21 protein-coding genes are annotated in these 21,039 nt (G+C 69.5%); 17 read left to right on the forward strand and 4 right to left on the reverse strand.

All coding sequences use genetic code 11. The features are described from left to right. The first annotated feature begins 74 nt into the window (after positions 1-74). From ABEA24_RS38475 to ABEA24_RS38485, 3 genes are all read left to right on the forward strand, one after another. Positions 75-1,373, forward strand: a complete 1,299-nt coding sequence (locus tag ABEA24_RS38475; protein WP_345437799.1) for a sensor histidine kinase — start codon at positions 75-77, stop codon at positions 1,371-1,373. 48 nt (positions 1,374-1,421) lie between these two features. Next, positions 1,422-2,069, forward strand: coding sequence for a response regulator (locus tag ABEA24_RS38480; RefSeq protein ID WP_345437801.1), 648 nt, complete (start codon positions 1,422-1,424; stop codon positions 2,067-2,069). A gap of 110 nt (positions 2,070-2,179) precedes the next feature. Continuing rightward, positions 2,180-5,005: a DUF4429 domain-containing protein gene (locus ABEA24_RS38485; RefSeq protein WP_345437803.1), complete on the forward strand. Its 2,826-nt coding sequence runs from the start codon at positions 2,180-2,182 to the stop codon at positions 5,003-5,005. A gap of 20 nt (positions 5,006-5,025) precedes the next feature. On the opposite strand, the gene ABEA24_RS38490 is transcribed toward ABEA24_RS38485, so the two are convergent. Beyond that, complete coding sequence (locus ABEA24_RS38490) at positions 5,026-5,673, reverse strand: LuxR C-terminal-related transcriptional regulator (RefSeq protein WP_345437805.1); 648 nt, start codon at positions 5,671-5,673, stop codon at positions 5,026-5,028. A 25-nt stretch (positions 5,674-5,698) separates the two neighbouring features. Then, complete coding sequence (locus tag ABEA24_RS38495; RefSeq protein WP_345437807.1) at positions 5,699-6,961, reverse strand: sensor histidine kinase; 1,263 nt, start codon at positions 6,959-6,961, stop codon at positions 5,699-5,701. Positions 6,962-7,183: 222 nt separating this feature from the next. Between ABEA24_RS38495 and ABEA24_RS38500 the strand changes: the two genes are divergently transcribed. The 5 genes from ABEA24_RS38500 (at position 7,184) to ABEA24_RS38520 (ending at position 11,439) form a co-directional block, all read left to right on the forward strand. After that, the gene (locus ABEA24_RS38500) at positions 7,184-8,218 is read left to right on the forward strand and encodes a fatty acid desaturase family protein (RefSeq protein ID WP_345437809.1); all 1,035 of its coding nucleotides are present in this window, start codon (positions 7,184-7,186) and stop codon (positions 8,216-8,218) included. Positions 8,219-8,343: 125 nt separating this feature from the next. Continuing rightward, positions 8,344-8,571, forward strand: coding sequence for a 50S ribosomal protein L31 (gene rpmE / locus ABEA24_RS38505; protein ID WP_345360043.1), 228 nt, complete (start codon positions 8,344-8,346; stop codon positions 8,569-8,571). A gap of 84 nt (positions 8,572-8,655) precedes the next feature. Further along, complete coding sequence (prfA, locus tag ABEA24_RS38510; protein ID WP_345437811.1) at positions 8,656-9,711, forward strand: peptide chain release factor 1; 1,056 nt, start codon at positions 8,656-8,658, stop codon at positions 9,709-9,711. After that, positions 9,708-10,571 (forward strand): peptide chain release factor N(5)-glutamine methyltransferase, encoded by an 864-nt coding sequence (gene prmC / locus ABEA24_RS38515; protein WP_345437813.1) that lies wholly within the window; start codon positions 9,708-9,710, stop codon positions 10,569-10,571. Before prfA ends, prmC begins: the two co-directional genes overlap by 4 nt. A 46-nt stretch (positions 10,572-10,617) precedes the next feature. Then, on the forward strand, positions 10,618-11,439 hold the full coding sequence (locus ABEA24_RS38520; RefSeq protein ID WP_345437815.1) for an L-threonylcarbamoyladenylate synthase: 822 nt from the start codon (positions 10,618-10,620) through the stop codon (positions 11,437-11,439). A 414-nt stretch (positions 11,440-11,853) separates the two neighbouring features. Here the strand turns inward: ABEA24_RS38520 and ABEA24_RS38525 are convergent, their stop codons facing one another. Both ABEA24_RS38525 and ABEA24_RS38530 read right to left on the reverse strand, forming a co-directional pair. Continuing rightward, complete coding sequence (locus ABEA24_RS38525; protein WP_345437816.1) at positions 11,854-12,264, reverse strand: hypothetical protein; 411 nt, start codon at positions 12,262-12,264, stop codon at positions 11,854-11,856. A gap of 131 nt (positions 12,265-12,395) precedes the next feature. Then, positions 12,396-12,914, reverse strand: a complete 519-nt coding sequence (locus tag ABEA24_RS38530; RefSeq protein WP_345437818.1) for a hypothetical protein — start codon at positions 12,912-12,914, stop codon at positions 12,396-12,398. 960 nt (positions 12,915-13,874) lie between these two features. Between ABEA24_RS38530 and ABEA24_RS38535 the strand changes: the two genes are divergently transcribed. The 9 genes from ABEA24_RS38535 to ABEA24_RS38575 all read left to right on the forward strand — a co-directional run bounded on the left by ABEA24_RS38535 (position 13,875) and on the right by ABEA24_RS38575 (position 21,037). Further along, the gene (locus tag ABEA24_RS38535) at positions 13,875-15,020 is read left to right on the forward strand and encodes a glycosyltransferase family 4 protein (RefSeq protein WP_345437820.1); all 1,146 of its coding nucleotides are present in this window, start codon (positions 13,875-13,877) and stop codon (positions 15,018-15,020) included. Positions 15,021-15,128: 108 nt separating this feature from the next. Beyond that, the gene (locus tag ABEA24_RS38540) at positions 15,129-15,557 is read left to right on the forward strand and encodes a Cg1360 family ATP-synthase-associated protein (RefSeq protein WP_345437823.1); all 429 of its coding nucleotides are present in this window, start codon (positions 15,129-15,131) and stop codon (positions 15,555-15,557) included. A gap of 60 nt (positions 15,558-15,617) precedes the next feature. Then, a complete protein-coding gene (locus tag ABEA24_RS38545; RefSeq protein WP_345437825.1) occupies positions 15,618-15,836 on the forward strand; it encodes a hypothetical protein in 219 nt (72 codons plus the stop codon). Positions 15,837-15,918: 82 nt separating this feature from the next. Next, entirely contained in the window at positions 15,919-16,707 is a 789-nt protein-coding gene (atpB, locus tag ABEA24_RS38550; protein WP_345437827.1) for a F0F1 ATP synthase subunit A, read from the forward strand. A gap of 67 nt (positions 16,708-16,774) precedes the next feature. Further along, positions 16,775-17,023, forward strand: coding sequence for an ATP synthase F0 subunit C (gene atpE / locus ABEA24_RS38555; protein ID WP_345437829.1), 249 nt, complete (start codon positions 16,775-16,777; stop codon positions 17,021-17,023). 35 nt (positions 17,024-17,058) lie between these two features. Beyond that, on the forward strand, positions 17,059-17,619 hold the full coding sequence (locus tag ABEA24_RS38560) for a F0F1 ATP synthase subunit B (protein ID WP_345438099.1): 561 nt from the start codon (positions 17,059-17,061) through the stop codon (positions 17,617-17,619). A 3-nt stretch (positions 17,620-17,622) separates the two neighbouring features. Then, positions 17,623-18,438: a F0F1 ATP synthase subunit delta gene (locus ABEA24_RS38565; RefSeq protein ID WP_345437831.1), complete on the forward strand. Its 816-nt coding sequence runs from the start codon at positions 17,623-17,625 to the stop codon at positions 18,436-18,438. A 37-nt stretch (positions 18,439-18,475) separates the two neighbouring features. After that, complete coding sequence (gene atpA / locus ABEA24_RS38570; RefSeq protein ID WP_345437833.1) at positions 18,476-20,113, forward strand: F0F1 ATP synthase subunit alpha; 1,638 nt, start codon at positions 18,476-18,478, stop codon at positions 20,111-20,113. Positions 20,114-20,116: 3 nt separating this feature from the next. Next, the gene (locus ABEA24_RS38575; protein WP_345437835.1) at positions 20,117-21,037 is read left to right on the forward strand and encodes a F0F1 ATP synthase subunit gamma; all 921 of its coding nucleotides are present in this window, start codon (positions 20,117-20,119) and stop codon (positions 21,035-21,037) included. Positions 21,038-21,039: the final 2 nt, after the last annotated feature.

Below are 21,039 nucleotides of genomic sequence, written 5' to 3' on the forward strand. Positions count from 1 at the left end.
GGGATGCTCCATGGCGGGACACCTCGCCGTTCAGGATGCTTGATCCGTACACGCATTCGGCAGGAGGGACGCCGGTGAACGGCACCGTCGACACATCGTCCTCGCGGCGATTCGGTCCAGTGCGGATCCTGAAGGACTCGCTGACCTGGCGGTCGGCCGCCTACCTGGCCCTCCACTTCCCCGTGGGCCTGGCCTACTTCGTCGGCCTCACCGTGCTGCTGTCGGTCTCGGTCGGGACCCTCGTGATCTGGGTGGGCGTCCTCGGCCTCGCCCTGACCATGATCCTCTGGCGGTTCGCGGCCGTGCTGGAGCGCCGGCTCGCGTACCTCGCCTTCGGCGTGCGGATCCCGAGCCCGTACCGCGCGCTGCCGGAGGGCACCAACCTGCTGCGCAAGTGGAGGGCGATGGCCGCCGACCCGGCGACCTGGAAGGACCTGGTCTACCTGCTTCTGGCCTTCCCGATCGGCCTGGCCGAGTTCATCATGTCCATCGTCCTGTGGACGACGGCCCTGTCGCTGATCACCATGCCCGTCTGGATCCTCTCGGACCACAGCGGGTACCCGTACATCACGATCGGGAACCACGAGATCTGGCTGGACAACCCGATCACGACCCTGCCGGCGGTGCCGATCGGGCTGGCGGTCGCCGTCGTCGCGATGTACGCCGTCCGGATCGTCGGCACGGCGCACGGGGCCATCGCCCGGTACCTCCTTGGACCGAGCGAGACCCAGGCGCTGCGGGCCCGCACGGCGCAACTACAGGCCAGCCGGGCGCGCGGGGTGGACGCCGCGGAGGCCGAGCGCCGGCGGATCGAGCGCGACCTGCACGACGGCGCTCAGCAGCAACTGCTGGCCGTCGCCATGGACCTCGGCCGCGCCCGCGCCAAGCTGGAGACCGACCCGATGGCCGCTCAGGAACTGCTCCAGCAGGCCCATGCGGGCGCCAAGGAGGCCATCGCCGAGCTGCGCAACCTCGCGCGGGGCATCTATCCGGCGATCCTCACCGACCGCGGGCTGGACGCGGCGATCTCCGCGGTCGCGGCCCGCGCCCAGGTCCCCGTCGAGGTGGAGATCGACCTGCCGACCAGGCCGCCCGCGGCCGTCGAGAGCATCGCGTACTTCATCGTCTCCGAGGCGCTCACCAACACGGCGAAGTACGCCCGCGCGACGCAGGCGTACGTGCGCATCACACGTGACCAGAACTGGGTCGTCGTCGAGGTCTCCGACAACGGTGTCGGCGGGGCCACCGCGGCGCCCGGCGGCGGGCTCGCGGGCCTGGCGGACCGCGCTGCCGGCATCGACGGCATCCTGACCGTCAACAGCCCCGCCGGAGGGCCGACCGTGATCCGCGCGGACCTGCCCTGCGTCTGGTGACCGGCCCGAATCGGACCGGCGCGCTCGTTTTCCCGTACGCTGAACCCCGTGCGGGTGGTGATCGCGGAGGACGCGGTGATGTTGCGCGAGGGGCTGATTCGCCTGCTCGCCGACGAGGAGATCGAGACGGTCGCGACGGCCGGCGACGGCCCGGGGCTGGTCAGGATCGTCGAGGAGCACCGTCCCGACCTCGCCATCGTCGACGTCCGGATGCCGCCGTCGTTCACCGACGAGGGCCTGCGGGCCGCGCTCGAGGCGCGGCGGCGGGTGCCGGGCACTCCGATCCTGGTCTTCTCGCAGTACGTCGAGGAGCGCTACGCGACGGACCTCATCGGCGACGGCGCGGAGGGCGTCGGCTACCTCCTGAAGGAGCGGGTCGCCGATCTGGCGGAGTTCACCGACGCCGTACGCCGGGTCGCGGACGGCGGAACGGTCATCGATCCCGAGGTGATCGCGCAGCTGCTGGGACGGCGACGCCGGGGCGACCGCCTGGAGTCGCTGACACCGCGTGAGCGGGAGGTGCTCGGCCTGATGGCGGAGGGCCTGTCGAACGCCGCGGTGGCCAGAAAGCTGTACGTCACCGACGGCGCGGTCGAGAAGCACATCTCCAACATCTTCCTCAAGCTCGACCTGCAGCACACCGACAGCACCCATCGCCGGGTGAAGGCCGTGCTCGCCTACCTCGGGCAGAGCTGAGACCACAGGCCGAACTCGGGGCAGAGTCGTCCCCGACGCTCCGTGCAGTTGCGGGCCGAACATGCAGACCCGTGCGGCGAAATGTCGCACATGTTGCTAATGTCCGCAATGTGATCACGGGGTTGACGGGGATCGACGCCGAGTTGGCGTTCGATGGGCGGCAGTGCCGCCTGGACTATTCACCATCTTCCAGCGGCTGGCTGCGCCGTCGGCTGGGGCGGCTCGCCCTTCCGGTGACCGCGCTGGCAGGCGTCCAGCTGATGCCTCCGGGACGGCGGAGGGAGGGACGGCTGACCCTCGTCCTGCGTCAGGGCGCGGATCCGTTCTACGCGGTGGCCGGTGCGGCGATCTCGGCCGACGATCACCCGTTCTTCGTGGAGTTCCCGCCGGAGCGCGAGATGGACGCGCGACGGCTCGCGGAGGCGTTGCACGCGGCCGTCCTGTCCACCGGCGTGGCCCAGGCCGCCGCGCGCGAGTTCATGGTCGAGGCGCGCTGGCCGGCGGCGGTCGAGACCTACGACGGCACCGGTCACTTCGACGGCCGGAACGTCCGACTGACCTGGAGGGCGGGTGGCGAGGACCGGACCATCCCGCTGGCGGCCCTCGACGCGGTCACCTGGGTGCCCGGCCGGGGCAGGGGAGGCGACCTCCTCTGGTTCCGCGCAGTCGGCGAGCAGAACGACCTCGTTCCCGACCGTGAGCGCTGCCTGTCCTTCGCGTCCGAGCGCGCCGAAGCGCTCCTCTTCGCCGCGGGCGTCGCGACCGCGCTGCGCAGCGGGCACCTGGAGATGAGCACCCCACCGGCCGAGGGCGGCCTCCCGCACGGGCTGTCCGGCCCGGGGCAGCCTGGTGGCGCCGGCGTCGTCCTGCACGGGCTGCACGGACGGGCCGAGTTCGACGGTGCCGGCGTGCTCGTGACCAGCCAGGGCATGAGTCGCACGATCCCGTTGTCCGCCATCGACCAGGTCGAGCTCGTCGAGGCGAACGGCGGCGTCGGATACGTACGCGTCCGGCTCGCCGGCGCGGCCGGCCCGTCCGCCCCCGACCCCGCCCTGGACGTCGACGCGGTGCTGCACAACAACGACCCGGCGGCGCTGGAGTTCACCTTGCAGGTGACCCGGGCGCTGCAGGGCGTGACCCGCGCCCCCGACCCCGAACTCCTGCACACCGCCGGCCTGCGCCCGGACATCGGCGAGGCGCTGGCCCGGGCCAGCGCGCGCGTCCGCACCATGGTGCGCGAGCTGGCGGCCCTGTCGGCGGCGCTGGAACCCGGCGAGAAGGTCCGGGAGATCGAGCTGGCCGTGGGCCGACGCGTCCTGGTCTTCGTCCTCACCGACCGGCACCTGCTCAGCTTCGGCCCCGACGACGACCTCGGCGGCCACACGGCGGTGCCGCTGCATGAGTTCGCCGACGTCCGCGCGACCTGGAACGAGACGCACGAGGGCAACCTGGTGTGGATCGCCGCCGAGGACGGCGACGAGCTGCCCTTCCACGGCATCTACAACCCGGTCCGCTTCCAGCAGACCTTCCGCGCCCTCCGGTTCGGCGCGTACGGACCACAGGAGCCGGCGGCGCCGGCGCCCGCCTACGCCGCGGCACCGGTGGCGGGACCCCAATCGGCACCCCCCATGCCACCTGCCCCGCCGCAGGGGCCGGGCCAGCGGCCCGACGTCGCGGCCGCCCTGAGCCGGACGAGGAGCGACGTGGGCCCGTTCCAGCGCGAGCTGGCCGCGCTGCTGGGTGTTCTCGAGGCGGGCGAGCCCGTCAAGGAGGTGGAACCCGGGCGGTGGGGCGGCAAGCAGGGGCTGCTGACGCTCACCGACCGGCGCATCGTCTTCGCGGATCAAGAGGGCGGCCTGAACGCGCTCGCCTTCACCGACATCCACTACGTCAGCTGCGACACCGACTATGACGGCGGGCCGGGCAAGCTGGTCGTCGAGGACAACGACTGGGACACCATCGAGTTCACCTGGTTGCGCGAGCCCGAACGGTTCAGGCAGGCCATCGACGCGATGCGGGAGTGCCCACCGGAGCGGATTCCGACGCCCGCCGGCGTTTCACCGGACGACGTCCTGCGGCGGCCGGACGTCGCCGCGGCACTGTCCCGCTCGCGGGCCGGTGGCCGGGCCGACGCGCACCAGATCCGCCTGCTCGGTGCCGCGCTCGGGCACGGTGACCAGGTGCATGAGCTGGAGTCGGCGATGTTCGCCGGGGAGAGCGGCCTGCTCGCGCTGACCGGGCAAGCGATCGTGTTCGCCGGTCCCGGCGGGCTGCGGCGCATTCCTCTCACCGCGATCGCGGGCGTGGACAACTACAAGTGGGACCGCCGTGGCGGCGAGGACCTGTCGCTGGAACTCGGGCACGGCCGGGCGGACGTGGTCTTCCGGCTGGACGGCGGCGAGCGGTTCGAGACGGCGATCGGCGCCATCCTCTCCGGCTCGCCCGTACGGCCGGCGCCGGCCGGTCCAGGAGGCCTGTACCAGCCGGTGCCCGCCGGCCCCGGAGACCCGTACGGGCCGGCTCCGGTCGGCCCGGGACACCCGCACGGGCTCGACAGGCTGTCCGACGTCCTCGACCGGCTCCGCCGGCTGAGCGAGATCGCCGGCCGGATCGTCCAGCTCATCAAGGCCCACAAGAGCGGGCTGCTGACCGAGTCGGAGCTCGACACCAAGTGCGCGGCGCTCCTGGAGGAGGCCGATCGGCTCGAGGCGGAGGTCGACGCGTTCCTCGCCGGCGCGCCGGCGAGGTCGGCCGTGCCCGCTTCGGCCGGCCCCGCCCGACGGCGAAGGACGCCCAGCGCGTCCGAGGTGACCGCCTGGGTGGACCGCATCGCCGACCTGGCCGAGAAGCTGAGCGAGCTCGCCGGGCTCCGCGCGGATGGACTGCTCACCGCCGAGGAGTTCCTGGCCAAGTGCGCGGAGCTGCGGCGTCGCTGAGCCGGGCCGGACGGCCTCGCTCAGGACTCGTTGAGGAAGGCCAGCACGGCGAGGACGCGCCGATTGTCGTCGTCGGAGGGCGGCAGGTCCAGCTTGGCGAAGATGTTCGACGTGTGCTTGGCGACGGCCCGCTCGGTGACGACGAGGCGCTGGGCGATCGCCGCGTTGGACCGACCCTCGGCCATCAGCTCCAGCACCTCGCGCTCGCGGGGCGTCAGCCCGCCCAGCGGCTGGTTCCGCGAGTTGCGGGCCAGCAGCTGGGAGATCACCTGCGGGTCCATCGCGGTGCCGCCCGCCGCCACCCGCCGTACGGCGTCGACGAACTGGTCGGCGTCGAACACCCGGTCCTTGAGCAGGTAGCCGACGCCGCCGCTGCCGTCGGCGAGGAGCTCCCGGGCGTACAGCTGCTCGACGTGCTGGGACAGGACGAGCACGGGCAGGCCCGGGACCTCCCGCCGGGCGTGCAGCGCCGCCTGCAGTCCCTCGTCGGTGAAGGACGGCGGCAGGCGTACGTCGACCACGGCCACGTCGGGCTTGATCGACGGCAGCGCCCGGGTCAGCTCCGGGCCGTTGTCGATGGCCGCGGCGATCTCGAAGCCGTACGCCTCGAGCAGCCGGATCAGGCCGTCGCGCAGGAGGAACAGGTCCTCGGCGATGACGACCCGCATCACATTCCTTCTCGGCGGGTCGACGTCAGGGGGAGGACAGGACGCACGGCAACTCCATCGTGACCATCGTCGGGCCGCCCACGGGACTGTTGAGGGCGAGGACACCGTCGAATGTACCGAGCCGCCGCTCGATTCCGCGTAGTCCTGTGCCACCGGACAGGTCCGCGCCGCCCCGGCCGTCATCGGTGATCACTATCCGCAGCCGGTCGGCCTCGTGCCGCATGTCGATCCAGACGCGCTGGGCGCCGGAGTGCTTGGCAGCGTTGGTGAGCACCTCGGAGACGGCGAAGTACGCGGCGGACTCCACCGGCGCCTCGAGCCGACCCGGGAGCTCCGCCGTGACCTCCGTGTGCAGCGGGCTCGCCATGGCCAGTGCGCGTACGGCGTCGCCGAGGCCGCGCTCGGCCAGCACCGGGGGATGGATGCCGCGGACCAGGTCCCGCAGCTCGGTGAGGGCCTTGGAGGACGACTCGCGCGCCTCCGCGAGCAGGCGCTTGGCCTTCTCCGGGTCGCGCTCCATCAGGTGCTCGACGGCGCCCAGGCTCATGCCCATGGCGACCAGCCGCGCCTGCGCGCCGTCGTGCAGGTCGCGCTCGATCCGCCGCAGCTCGGCCGCCTGCGTGTCGAGGGCGTCCGAGCGGGACTCGGTCAGGTGCGCGACCCGCAGCTCCAGCTCCCGCTCCCGCGTCGGCGCGAGCAGCCCGCGCGCCAGCACGGAGCTCGCGCGCATGACCTGCCGGGCCAGCAGCAGCCCGAGCGCGAAGTACACGACGCCGAGCACGGCCGCCTTGTTCGCCGTGTCCTGGTTGGTGACGTGGACGAAGGTGTACCAGTCCCCGCCGCCCGCGTGGAAGATCGGCTTCCAGACGCCGGCCCAGAGCACCCAGCCGTACGGGCCGTACATCGGGAGGGCGAAGGCGAAGATCCCCAGCGCGAAGCCCGCCGTCGCGTCCACGATCAGCCACAGCACGTCCCGCCAGGTCGCCGGGTCGGACACGATCCAGCGGTACCGCTGCACGACGCCGATCGGCCCGCGGCGGAAGCGCGGCCGGGGCTTGTACGGCGACTTGATCTCCACGCCGAACCACTCGTACGCCAGCCGCCGCCGCAGGTTCGCGTAACCCCGTACGGCCGCGGTCACCACCGGAACGAGGAAGATCCCGAGGCCGGGGATCGACAGCACGAAGGACACGACGAAGAACACGAACAACACCAGCGAGCCCAGCATCGCCAGCAGCGCCAGTGCCAACCCCCGGACGGCCGCGAGCATGGCGGCACCGATCTTCATGTTCCCTCCCGATCAAGCTCCATCATTCACCGTCGAGCGTGCCGGGGGGAGACGTTCCGGTCACTGGGTCTGCGGACCGGAGGATGGTGGTGCCAGCACCACCTTTTACCGGGGGCATACCTCCAACCACTAGGGTGCTTACCGGCTGGGAGCGGCGTCGGCAGGTCCATAGCGTCACGTGACAGTCAGTACGGATCCCGACGACCGCGAGGAGACTCCCGCATGCCCGAGACCGTCACCGCGTCCAGGAGCGATTTCGCGCCGTTGATCCAGGAGGTGCGCGCCGCCGGTCTCCTGGAGCGGCGCGCCCGGCGCTACGCCGTCACCATGGGGCTCGACCTGCTGCTGTACGGGGGCGCGTTCGCCCTGGTCGTCCTCGTCGGCGACTCGTGGTGGCAGCTCGCGCTGGCCGTGCCCGCCGCCATCCTCACCACTCGCCTGTACTTCGTCGGGCACGACGCGGGTCACTGCCAGATCGCCGGGAGCCGCCGCGTGAACCGGCTCATGGGGCTGTTGATCGGCAACCTCTCGGTCGGCCTCAGCTACGGCTGGTGGACCGACAAGCACAACCGGCACCACGCCAACCCCAACCACGTCGACAAGGACCCCGACGTCGGCGTCGGCGTCCTCGTCTGGACCCAGGAGCAGGCCGCGGACCGCCAGGGCGCCTTCATCCGGTGGCTCACCCGCAACCAGGGACGGATGTTCTTCCCGCTGCTGCTCCTCGAAGGGTTCAACCTCAAGGTCTCCAGCGTCCAGTCGGTCATCGCGGCCGCGCGCGGTCGGTGCGGGGACCGGCAGCGGCGGCTGGCGCTCATCGAGGCGCTGCTGCTCGCCCTGCACTTCGTCGGCTACCTCGGCCTCGTGTTCAGCGTGATGTCGCCGGGCAAGGCGGTCCTTTTCATCCTGATCCACCAGGCGGTCCTCGGCGTCCACCTCGGCTGCTCGTTCGCCCCGAACCACAAGGGCATGCCGATGCCCGGCCCGGACGAGCGCTGGGACCACCTCCGCAAGCAGGTCCTCACCTCCCGGAACGTCCGCGGCGGCCTCGTCACCGACTGGTTCCTGGGCGGGCTGAACTACCAGATCGAGCACCACCTGTTCCCCGCCATGCCGCGCCCGAACCTGCGCCGCGCGCAGCCCCTCGTACGGGAGCACTGCGAGCGCCTCGGCCTCCCGTACGCCGAAGAGGGCCTGATCGAGTCCTACGCCCACGCGCTCGGCCACCTGCAGGACGTCGGCGCGCCCCTGCGCTGAGCGGGAATGCCCGGTGGCCTCGGCATGTTGTCATCTCTGGCACACTGGTACGCGCTGTGGTACCGGTTCACATCCCCGAATTCCCTCTGGGATGACCCGGCGACCGCCTGAAGCGAGGAGAAGTAGTGAAGCCTGAGATCCACCCGGACTACGTCGTCACGACCGTGACGTGCACGTGCGGAAACACCTTCCAGACCCGTAGCACCGCCCAGAACGGCGTGATCCACGCCGACGTGTGCTCGAGCTGCCACCCGTTCTACACGGGCAAGCAGAAGATCCTCGACACCGGTGGTCGCGTGGCGCGCTTCGAGAAGCGTTTCGGCAAGAAGGCCGCGGGCGGCAACAAGAAGTAGGTCAGACCGCTGCGCCGGCCGGAGGCACGTTTCCGGCCGGCGTTACGGCTGTCTGCGACCGACTACGCCAACCGAGGACCTGACGTGAATCTCGACGATCTGACCGGCGAATACGCCGACATCGAAAAGCGCCTCGCCGACCCGTCGGTGCACGCCGACCAGGCCGCGGCCCGCCGCCTGGGCAAGCGGTACGCCGAGCTGCGCCCGATCGTCGAGACCGCCCGCGACATGCGGGCCGCCCAGGACGACGCGGCCGCCGCCCGCGAACTGGCCGCCGAGGACCCCGCCTTCGCGCAGGAGGCGGCCGACCTGGACGAGCGCATCACCGAGCTCGAGGAGACGCTGCGGCGGCTGCTCGTGCCTCGGGACCCCAACGACGACAAGGACATCATCCTCGAGATCAAGGCCGGCGAGGGCGGCGAGGAGTCCGCGCTGTTCGCCGGCGACCTCTTGCGGATGTACCTCCGCTATGCCGAGCGCGCCGGCTGGAAGACCGAGATCATCGACGCCCAGCACTCCGACCTCGGCGGCTACAAGGACGTCACCGTCGCGGTGAAGTCCCGCGGGTCCGAGGAGGGCGTCTGGGCGCGCCTGAAGTACGAGGGCGGCGTGCACCGCGTCCAGCGGGTCCCCGCCACCGAGTCGCAGGGCCGCATCCACACCAGCGCGGCGGGCGTGTTCGTCGTGCCCGAGGCCGAGGAGATCGACGTCCAGGTCGACCCGAACGACCTGCGCGTCGACGTGTTCCGGTCCAGCGGCCCCGGCGGCCAGAGCGTCAACACCACCGACTCGGCCGTCCGCATCACCCACCTGCCCACGGGGATCGTCGTCTCCTGCCAGAACGAGAAGAGCCAGCTCCAGAACAAGGAGCAGGCGATGCGCATCCTGCGCGCCCGGCTGCTCGCCGCCGCGCAGGAGGAGGCCGAGGCCGCCGCGTCCGCCGAGCGTAAGAGCCAGGTGCGCACGGTCGACCGTTCCGAGCGGGTTCGTACCTACAACTTTCCGGAGAATCGCATCTCCGACCACCGCGTGGGCTACAAGGCATATAACCTCGACCAGGTACTTGACGGGGACCTGCACAATGTCACGCAGGCGCTCGTCGACGCCGACATGGAGCAAAGACTCGCCGAAGCCACATGACCCACTTGCTCTCCGACGAGATCGCCCGCGCGACGGCACGCCTGGCCGCCGCGGGAGTTCCGTCCCCGCGCGCCGATGCCGAGGAGCTGGCGGCCTTCGTGCACGGCGTCAAGCGCGCCGAGCTGCACAGCGTGCCGGACGCCGCCTTCGACGCGCGGTTCTGGGAGGGCATCGCGCGGCGTGAGGCGGGCGAGCCCCTGCAGCACATCACCGGCCGGGCGTTCTTCCGCTACCTCGAGCTGAAGGTCGGGCCGGGCGTCTTCGTCCCCCGCCCGGAGACCGAGGTCATGGCGGGCTGGGCCATCGACACGCTCCACAAGATGGACGTCGGCGACCCCTTGGTCGTCGACCTCGGCACCGGCTCCGGCGCGATCGCGTTGTCCATCGCCCAGGAGGTCCCCCGCGCCCGCGTCCACGCGGTGGAGAAGGACCCGAAGGCCTACGTCCACGCCGCCCGCAACGTCGAGGACCTCGACGAGCGCGGCCGCGTCCAGCTGCACCTCGGCGACTTCGGCGACGCGCTGCACGAGCTGGACGGCAAGGTCGACCTGGTCGTCAGCAACCCGCCGTACATCCCCATGTCAGAGTGGGAGTACGTCCCGGAGGACGTCCGCGAGTTCGACCCGGCGGCGGCCCTGTGGGGCGGGGGAGACGACGGCCTCGACGCCATGCGCATCGTCGAGCACACCGCCCGCCGGCTGCTGCGCTCCGGCGGCTGGAGCGCCGTCGAGCACAGCGACCTCCAGGGCCACCCCGTCTACTGGATCTTCGCCGAGGAGCTCGGCTGGCGCGACGTCCGCAACCACAAGGACCTCACCGGCCGCGACCGCTTCGTCACCGCCCGCCTCGGCACCGACTGACCCGTCCTGGTCCGGGGCCGGGCGCGGCGGTGGAAGAATGGCGGGCGTGAGCCGACGATACGACTGCTCGGAGCCGCTGGAGCGGACGAAGGGGATCGCGGACGCCGTCTCGGTGGTCCGCCGAGGTGAGCTGGTGGTGCTGCCCACCGACACGGTGTACGGCATCGGCGCCGACGCGTTCACGCCTTCGGCGGTGACCGGCCTGCTCGATGCCAAGGGCCGAGGCCGCGACATGCCCGCCCCCGTCCTGGTCGGATCGGTACGCGCGGCGCAGGCGCTGGTCGACGACCTCGGCACGTACGGCCAGGACCTCATCGACGAGTTCTGGCCCGGCGCACTGACGATCGTGTGCCGCGCCAACACCACCCTCGCCTGGGACCTCGGCGACACCAAGGGCACCGTCGCCATCCGGATGCCGCTGCACCAGCTCACGCTGGAGCTGCTGAAGGAGACCGGCCCGATGGCCGTCAGCAGCGCCAACCGGTCCGGCGCCGCCCCGGCGCGCACGGCGGAGGAGGCGGAGACCCAGCTGGGCGACTCGGTCGCGGTCTACCTGGACGACGGCCCGAGCGGCGAGGCCATGCCGTCATCGATCGTCGACCTGACGGGCGCGGTCCCGCGCCTGCTGCGCGCCGGCGCCATCTCCGAGGAGCGCCTCCGCGAGGTCTGCGGCGTCCTCCTCAGCGACGAGGACGAGCCGGAGCCCGAGCCTGCCGACGAGAGCGCGGACGATGACCTTACGAGCGCGGCGAAGAGCACTGAGAGCGCGCAGGACGACCGTTCGGCGGCGGTCGAGGCGGATGTGAAGACCTCCGGCTCACCGGAGCGTACGGCCGCCGACAAAGACGCACCGCCGACCGACCGCTGACGCGTCCCCGTCCTCCCGGGACGATCGCGCCTGCAAGTTCTGCAAGGTCTTCGCGCGGAGGGTTCGCGTTGTCATAGCAACGCGAACCCTCGGCGAGAATCGCTAGCGGAACATTCCCTGGGGAAGTCGCTGGAGGGCTTCCGGTCTGTTGGCCGAAACCATTTCTGACACGGCGACGTAGAGCAGGAACTTGGTCAGGGTGAAACCCGTCGACTCCCAGTCGCCGTTTTCGTCAACGTCGCTCTCGTAGACGAGTGGGTCGCTCCCGGTGACCTCCGTGGCCCAGGATGCGGCTCCCTAGTGCTCATCCCAGAAGATCGATCAGGAGGTCCGTACCAGCGTCGCAGAGAGGGTCGGCAGGCTGGTCGATCTGATGGTCTTCAGCTCGTCCACGGGGTCGTCGAGGCGAAGGGATCAATAGTGCTGCCGCCAGCCGGCGCACTTCTTGATGGTGAATTTGCCCTTTTTCCAGGTGCCCCGGCACTCCTGGACGTACAGGTGCTTGAGGCGGGTGGACGTCACCGTCTGCCACTTGTCCTGGACACGGTCGCCTTGGAGCGCGACGACGCGTACGTCGTCCTTCTGCTTCTTGGTGCCGGTGAAGGTGAAGCGGAGCGCGGCGCTGTAGCCGTCCTTCTTCGTGTCCTTGAGGTCGAAGTTCAGCGTGACCTTTGTCGCCTCGTCGTTGTAGATGCCGAAGGCATCGACACCGGACAGTCCCACCGTCCGCCAGAAACCGGCCGCCGCGTCCGCAGGCGTCGCGGTCAGGGAGAACGCCGTGATGACGATGCCGGCCGCGAGGGTCGCCGTCGCGATTCGCCGCATTGATCCCTCCAGGATCGCTTGGGCGGTACGAGCGGTGATCTTAGCAGTTTGACTGCTTTGCTCAAGATCAGCAGAAGGGCCCTGCCGCGCCGCAGGGCCCTTCGTGGTCAGCCTTCGGTGGAACTATCGACTCAGACGGAGATCTGCTTCCACTTCCCGGCCTTCGTGACGTCGAAGTACGCGCCGTTCTTGTGGCCCAGCACTTCGCGGATGTACACGTACTTCGCGCCGGTGTTGCCGACCGCCGAGAAGGTCTTCTTGCCCTTCTTCGGGGTGTAGACCCTCGGGTACTTGTCGCCGGGGATCCCCTTGATCTCGATGCCGGCCGACTTGCCGTCCTTCTTGGTGTCCGTGCCGTAGACGTACAGCACGAGCTTCCCCTTGTACGTGCCGTACTTGCCGTGGGTGTAGACGCCGGCGACGTCGTAGCCCTTGCCCCAGTACTTGACGCCAGCCTTCTTCGTGCCGCCGATCTGCCAGTAGTGGTAGCTGATCGCCGCCTCGACCCCGGTGGCGCTGACGGACGGCAGGCTTCGGCCGATGACGGCCTTCTGACCAGCGCTGGCGGCGCTGGCGGGTGCCGCCGCCAAGGTGATGGCGGCTGCGGCTGCGACGGCCCCCGTTGCGACAAGAGTCGCGATGCGACGCATTGATCCTCCGTGATGGAAGTGGGATGAACGATCAAGGACCGTAGCACTTCCGGGAAGATCATGTTTAACTTGTTTTAACCGACTTATTGGCCGCAAAAGGACGGAACCGCTGGGGGAGTGTCGGGCTCTAACGTGAGAGCGTGGAGTCTGCCGTCGCCGGGCACCCGTGGGACGCGGAGCTGAGATGTGGCCTCTAAGATGTAACCCTTTGTTCTGTGAAGCAGAAAGGGCCCCGTCGCGCCGCGAGGCCCTTCCGTGAAGCAGGGTGCTCAGAAGAGCTTCATGAACTTCTCGCCGACCTTGGCCGGCCGGAAGTAGTCGGACGACACCGGAGTCCCGACCGCCTCGCGCACCTTCACGCTGGTGGCGGTGAAGGTAATGGTGCCCTTGCCGAGGTTGTCGCCCGGGTACAGGAAGAGGAAGTACTCCCTCTGGCCGGGGAGCTTGATCCCGAGGGCGGGCTTCAGCTTGTCCTTCGGCGTGGTGTCCCTCAGCTCGACGTAGAGGGTGACCTTGGTCTTGCCCTTCTTCGTGACGCGCGCCCAGGTGCCCTTGGCGGCCGCGCCCGCGACACCGTATGAGCGGCTGGTCTTCCACTTGTGGGGCTTCAGGGCCTCGATCGTGAAGAGCGGCCGAGTGCTCCGAAGTGCCCGTCACCGTTCGCGGGTGTCGCGGCGGTGGCCGGTGCCGCCAGGAGGGCGACGGCCGCGGCGCCCCCGGCGGCGAGATGAGTCGCAATGCGACGCACTGATCCTCCGTGTTGGGTACGGGGGGTTGACGATCACGGACGGTAGCAGTCCCAGAAGGACGGGTTCGTCTGTTTCGGGCGAAGGTGAACACTGGGCGACGAGCGGGTCCGGATCGGCGACGCGAGAGTGCGAGTGAGCCTCGTCGCTTGCTGATCCGCAATAGAGTTGGGTCCCGCACGGCAGGCTCGGCGACGGCGAAGGGAGGTGGGCGGTGCGGGAGTACATCCTCACGTTCTTGACGGCGTCGATCGTCACCTACCTCCTCGTCCCCCTGGTGCGGAAGTTCGCGATCGCCTTCAAGGCGATGACGCCGGTGCGCGACCGGGACGTGCACGCCATCCCCACGCCGCGGATGGGCGGCCTCTCGATGTTCTTCGGGCTGTGCGCGGCCATGCTGATGGCCTCCCGCCTGCCCCATCTTCACAAGGTGTTCACCGAGAACTCCACCTGGATCGGCCTGCTGTCGGCCGGTGGGCTGCTGGTCGTCGTGGGCATCGCCGACGACCGGTGGGAGATCGACGCGCTGACCAAGATGGCCGGTCAGGTCGCGGCGGCCGGGCTGCTCATCATGAACGGCGTCCAGCTGCTGTGGATCCCGCTGCCCGGCAAGACGCTCGCGCTGCCGCCGTCGTACGGTGTGCCGCTGACGATCATCATCGTGGTCGCAACCATCAACGCGGTGAACTTCATCGACGGGCTCGACGGCCTGGCCGCCGGCATCGTGGGCGTCTCGGCGATGGCCTTCTTCGTGTACGCCTACCTGGTCACGGTCGTGGCGCACCTGGATCACCAGAGCGCTCCGGCGCTGATCGCGGCGGTCCTCACCGGGATGTGCGTCGGGTTCCTCCCGCACAACTTCAGCCCGGCACGGATCTTCATGGGCGATACCGGGTCCATGCTGATCGGGCTGCTGCTGGCCACGTCGATGATCACCGTGTCGGGGTTCGACCCGGCGGCGCTGAAGGGGTCGATCAACCGGTTCCCGACGATCCTGCCGCTCCTGCCGGTCGCGATCCTCGTCGTGCCGTACGCCGACATGCTCATGGCGGTGGTCCGCCGGACGTACGGCGGGCGGTCGCCGTTCGCGCCGGACAAGAAGCACCTGCACCACCGGCTGCTCAACCTGGGCCACTCGCACCGGGGCGCCGCGCTGGTGATGTACCTCTGGACGGCGCTCTTCTCCTTCGGGGTGGTCGCGCTGTCCGCGTTCAAGTCACCGCTGGTGGTGCTGGCCGCCGCGAGCGTCGTGGCGATCGCCGCGCTCGTCGTGATGGCGTTCCCGCAACTGAGGCCGCACGGGAGGCGGCATCGTACGCCGCAGACCCCCTCGGACAAGCGCCCTCGACAGGCCGCCTGACCTGCGGACTTTACCGTTACTTGGCAGGTAATTCCAACCTGTGAGAAGCTTGTGATAGCTTTCACGAACGGGCAACCGAACACCCACCGTGAACACCTTGGAGCACTCATGCACTCCAACGACGCCCGGATCCTCCGTGGCGCCGCGATCCCGACTGGCATCGTCGGGCTGGTGGCCATCCTCGCCGGCCTGGCCCTCGCCGGGGCGAAGGGAGCCCTCGGCTCCGCGATCGGTGTCGCGGTTGTTCTCGTATTCTTCACCCTCGGGCTGCTTGTCGTCAGCTATGTCACGAAAATTTCCCAGCAGCTGATGATGATGGCGGGCCTGATCAGCTTCCTGATCAAGTTCATCGCCGTGTTCGCCCTGATCGCGGCGTTCAAGGGCGTGACCGCCTGGAACGCGCACGCCTTCGGCTGGACCGTCCTCGCCCTCACGCTCGTCTGGCTCGCCGCGGAGACGAACGCCACGATCAACGCGAAGACGCCGTACACGGAAACCGCCCCCCGGTCGCGCGACCAGGAGAAGTCGGGCGGATGATGACAATGGACTACTCCAATATGACTATGCGGGAGGTGGCCTGCTATCGTCCGAGACGCGATGACCGGGAATGGGCGTCAGCCCAGCGAAGCGGAGAACCGCAAGTTCGCCAACGACGTGTCGGCCGCACCTGCCACCATCGTGGGTGGGATGCTGGTCTATGGCGGTGCGGGCTGGTTGCTCGCTCGCTGGTTGCACCTGTCAGCGTTGTTCCCCATCGGGTTGGTGTTCGGCCTGGTCCTCGCTGGCTACCTGGTCTACGCCCGCTACGGACGCTGAGCGCGTCAGGCGGAGCCGTAGCCCACCGAGACGACAGCAAGGTTGCCGCCTTGATGAGCTACGACTGCGAAAGGAATGCCGGGTGAGTGCGCCGCACGTCCTCGCCAAGGACTTCGAAGCCCCTGGGCTCTGGCTCTTCCAGTGGAAGCCCCTCTTCCACATCGGTTCGTTCGCCGTCGCGAAGCCGATGGTGCTCAGCCTCCTCGTGATGGTGATCGTCGTCGGCTTCTTCTGGGCCGCGTTCGCCAAGCCGAAGCTCGTCCCACGCGGCGTGCAGAACCTCGGCGAGGTCGCCTACATCTTCGTCCGGGACGAGATGGGCCGGCCGTTCCTCGGCAAGGACACCGAGAAGTGGCTGCGCCTGCTGGTGCCGCTCTTCTTCTTCGTCTGGATCGGCAATCTCATGTCGGTCATCCCGGTCGCCCAGTTCCCGGTGAACTCTCGGATCGCGTTTCCAATGGTCCTCGCCGTCCTGATCTACCTGACCTTCTGGGTCGTCGGCGTCAAGAACCAGGGCTTCTTCGGCCTGCTGAAGAACTCCACGATGCCGCCGGACCTGCCTGCGGCGCTGTACCTCATCGTCGTGCCGATCGAGTTCGTGTCGGTCTTCTTCATCCGGCCCTTCACCCACGCGGTCCGGCTGTTCGCCAACATGTTCGCGGGTCACATCCTGATCGCGCTGTTCGCGACCGTCGGCTTCCACTTCCTGTGGGAGAAGGTCACCCCCCAGGGCTTCGGGGTCGGCGTGCTCGGCGTGGTCCTCACGATCGCCATGACCGCCTTCGAGCTGTTCATCCAGGCGGTGCAGGCCTACGTCTTCACGCTGCTGGCCGCGTTCTACATCAGCGCCGGCCTGCACGCCGACCACTGAGACTGAACCCCACTACCCCACGACATGACCGGCGGGCGTACCGCCGGCCGAGTGAAAAGGAAATGGAATGTCGCAGATCCTCGTCGCCGCCGCCGACCAGGTCAACATCAACCCTGGCCTGAAGTCGATCGGGTACGGCCTGTCGGCCATCGGCCCGGGCATCGGCGTCGGCATCGTCTTCGGCCAGGGCGTCAACGCGATCGCCCGCCAGCCGGAGCTGACCGGCGTGATCCGGACCAACATGCTGCTGGGCTTCGCGTTCTCCGAGGCGCTCGCCCTCATCGGTCTGGTCGCGCCCTTCATTTACGCCAAGTGACCCAGGCTCACTTCTGACGGAAGGCTGTGCACGCCATGTTTTTGGCCGAACGCGCCGCCGGGCTACTCGCCGAGAACACGGAGAACCCGAACCCTCTGCTGCCCGACGCGGCGGAGATGATCGTCGGTATCTTCGCGTTCCTCGTCGTGCTGTTCTTCCTCGGCAAGATCCTCGTGCCGCGCATCCAGAAGACGCTCGAAGAGCGCACTGATGCGATCGAGGGCGGGATCAAGCGGGCCGAGGAGGCACAGGCCGAGGCTCAGCGGACGCTCGAGCAGTACCAGACGCAGCTGGCCGAGGCCCGGCAGGAGGCCGCGCGGATCCGCGAGGAGGCGCGCGAGCAGGGCGCGCAGATCATCGCGGAGCTGCGCGACCAGGCCCAGGCCGAGGCGCAGCGGCTCATCGATCAGGCGCACGCCCAGATCGACGCCGATCGGCAGCTGGCGTTCACCCAGCTCCGCGCGGAGATCGGGCAGCTCTCGGTCGAGCTGGCCGGCCGTATCGTCGGCGAGTCCCTGGAGGACGAGAGTCGGCGTCGCGGCACCGTGGACCGGTTCCTCGACGAGCTCGAGGACCGCGCTCGGGCGGGGGCGTAACCGATGATCGGCGCGAGCAGGGCCTCGTTCGTCGAGGCCAGGGAGCGGCTCGAGGCCGTGCTGTCCGCCGGTGATCCGGCGGCGTTCGGCGACGAGCTGTTCGCCGTGCTGCACCTGCTCGACCGTGAGCACGTGCTGCGCCGGGCCCTGTCGGACCCGGCCCAGCCGGCCGAGCGGCGGGCCGAGCTGGCCACCGCGGTGCTCGACGGCAAGGTCTCCCCGGCGGTCCGCGACTTCGTCGCCGAGGTCGTACGGCTGCGGTGGGCCCGCTCCATCGAGCTGACCGACGCGGTCGAGGAGCTCGCGGTGACCGCCGTCGCGGCGGGTGCCGAGCAGCAGGGGCGGATCGACGACCTGGAAGACGAGCTCTTCCGGTTCGGGCGGATCGTCGAGGCGCAGCCGGAGCTGCGGGGCGCGCTCGTCGACCGGCGCGTGCCGGGCGAGCCCAAGGCCGAGCTGCTGACCACGCTGCTGGAGGGCAAGACCACCGCGGCGACGTTGCGCCTGGTCACCGAGGCCGTGACGCATCCGCGAGGACGTAGTCTGGAGCGAGCGCTCGAGACCTACGGCCGGATCGCGGCCGAGCGCCGGGACCGGGTGGTCGCGGTCGTCCGCACGGCGGTCGAGCTCGACGACCAGCGGCGGACCCGGCTGCAGGCCGCGCTTTCGGCGCAGTACGGCCGCGACGTTCACTTGAACATCGAGGTAGATCCCACGGTTTTGGGCGGTATTTCCGTTCAGATCGGGGACGAGGAAATCGACGGCACCATCGCTCGCCGGCTGGAAGACGTCCGCCGGCGAATCGAACGGGCGAGCTGAACCAAGCATCGGACTCACGGAGAGAGACGAAGAAGACATGGCGGAGCTGACGATCCGGCCGGAGGAGATCCGGGGCGCGCTCGAGCGCTTCGTCCAGGCCTATGAGCCGGAGACCGCCGCGCGCGAGGAGGTCGGGACCGTCGTCGAGTGCTTCGACGGCATCGCCTTCGTCGAGGGCCTGCCCTCGGCCATGGCGAACGAGCTCCTTGAGTTCGAGGACGGCACGCGCGGCATCGCGCTGAACCTTGACGTTCGGCAGATCGGTGTCGTCATCCTGGGCGACTTCTCGAAGATCGAAGAGGGCCAGCAGGTCCGCCGGACCGGCGAGGTCCTGTCGGTCCCCATCGGCGACGGCTACCTCGGCCGCGTCGTGGACTCGCTGGGCAACCCGATCGACGGCAAGGGCGCGATCGAGACGACCGGCCGCCGCGAGCTGGAGCTGCAGGCGCCGGGCGTCATGCAGCGCCAGCCGGTGGGCGAGCCGCTGCAGACCGGCATCAAGGCGATCGACGCCCTGACGCCGATCGGCCGTGGTCAGCGGCAGCTGATCATCGGTGACCGGCAGACCGGCAAGACGACGGTCGCGATCGACACGATCCTGAACCAGAAGCAGGCGTGGGAGACCGGCGACCCGACCAAGCAGGTCCGCTGCATCTACGTCGCGGTCGGCCAGAAGGGCTCGACGATCGCGCAGGTGCGGGCCACGCTCGAGGCGGCCGGCGCGCTGGAGTACACCACGATCGTGGCGGCTCCCGCGTCCGAGCCCGCAGGCTACAAGTACATCGCCCCCTACACCGGTTCGGCCATCGGCCAGCACTGGATGTACGAGGGCAAGCACGTCCTGATCGTGTTCGACGACCTGTCGAAGCAGGCGGAGTCGTACCGCGCGATCTCGCTGCTGCTGCGCCGCCCGCCGGGCCGTGAGGCCTACCCCGGCGACGTGTTCTACCTGCACTCGCGGCTGCTGGAGCGGTGCGCGAAGCTGTCGGACGACATGGGCGCCGGCTCGATGACGGGTCTGCCGATCATCGAGACCAAGGGCAACGACGTCTCGGCGTACATCCCGACCAACGTCATCTCGATCACCGACGGCCAGGTCTTCCTGGAGACCGACCTGTTCAACCAGGGCGTCCGCCCGGCGATCAACGTCGGTATCTCGGTGTCCCGCGTCGGCGGCGCGGCGATGACCAAGGCGATGCGCGGGGCCACGAAGAACCTCAAGCTGTTCCTGTCGCAGTTCCGTGACCTGGAGGCGTTCGCCGCCTTCGCCTCGGACCTCGACGCCGCGTCGCGCGCCCAGCTGGACCGCGGCGCCCGCCTGGTCGAGCTGCTCAAGCAGCCGCAGAACAACCCGTTCCCGATGGAGCAGCAGGTCATCTCCATCTGGGCCGGCACCAGCGGTGAGCTCGACGACGTGCCGATCGAGGACATCCGCCGGTTCGAGGACGAGCTCCTCGACCACGTCAAGCGCAACCAGTCGGGTCTGCTGGACAACATCCGGGAGAGCGGCAAGTTCGACGACGACGCCATCGCGACCCTGAAGGACACCATCGCGGAGTTCAAGAAGGGCTTCGAGACGACCCACCACGGCCTGCTGCTCCAGGAGCAGCCGGTCGAGGCGATCGAGGAGGGTGACGTCGAGCAGGAGAAGATCACCCGCGTGAGGAAGAAGTAAGGCATGGGTGCCCAGCTTCGGACGATCCGGCGCCGGATCGCCACGACCAAGTCGATGGCGAAGATCACGCGCGCCCAGGAGCTCATCGCCTCCTCCCGGATCGTCAAGGCGCAGCAGCGGGTGCGGGAGTCGGGGCCGTACGCCCGGCAGATCACGCGGGCGATCTCCGCGCTGGTCAGCCACAACGTCGGTGTCGGCCACCCGCTGCTGACCGAGCGGACCGACAGCAACCGCGTCGCCGTGCTGCTCATCACGAGCGACCGCGGCTTCGCCGGCGGCTACAACGCCAACGTCATCCGTGAGGCCGAGGGGCTGATGACGCTGCTGCGGGAGCAGGGCAAGGAGCCCGTCCCGTACATCGTCGGGCGCAAGGGCGTCGGCTGGTACCGCTTCCGCGAGCGCGAGTTCGCGGGCGAGTGGACCGGCTTCAGCGACAACCCGCGGTTCGCGAACGCCGAGGCCATCGGCCGCACCCTCGTCGCGGAGTTCGAGAAGCCCGCCGAGGAGGGCGGGGTCGCCGAGATCCACGTCGTCTACACCGAGTTCGTGTCGATGCTGACGCAGACGGCGCAGGTCCGCCGCCTGCTGCCGCTGGAGATCGAGGAGTCCGAGCAGGCCCCGGAGGAACAGTCCCAGGGCGTGCTGCCGGCGTACGAGTTCGAGCCGTCGGCCGAGACCGTGCTCGACGCCCTCCTGCCGAACTACATCGAGAGCCGGATCTGGCACATGCTGCTCCAGGCGGCCGCCTCCGAGCACGCGCAGCGACGGCGGGCGATGAAGTCGGCGACCGACAACGCCAACGATGTGATCGAGAACCTGACGCGAGTGGCGAACCAGGCCCGTCAGGCCGAGATCACGCAGGAAATCAGCGAGATCGTCGGTGGCGCGAACGCGCTCGCCGAGAGCTCCGCGGGGAGTGAGTGAGA

The sequence above is a fragment of the Actinoallomurus vinaceus genome (assembly GCF_039542055.1).
GTDB lineage: Bacteria > Actinomycetota > Actinomycetes > Streptosporangiales > Streptosporangiaceae > Actinoallomurus > Actinoallomurus vinaceus.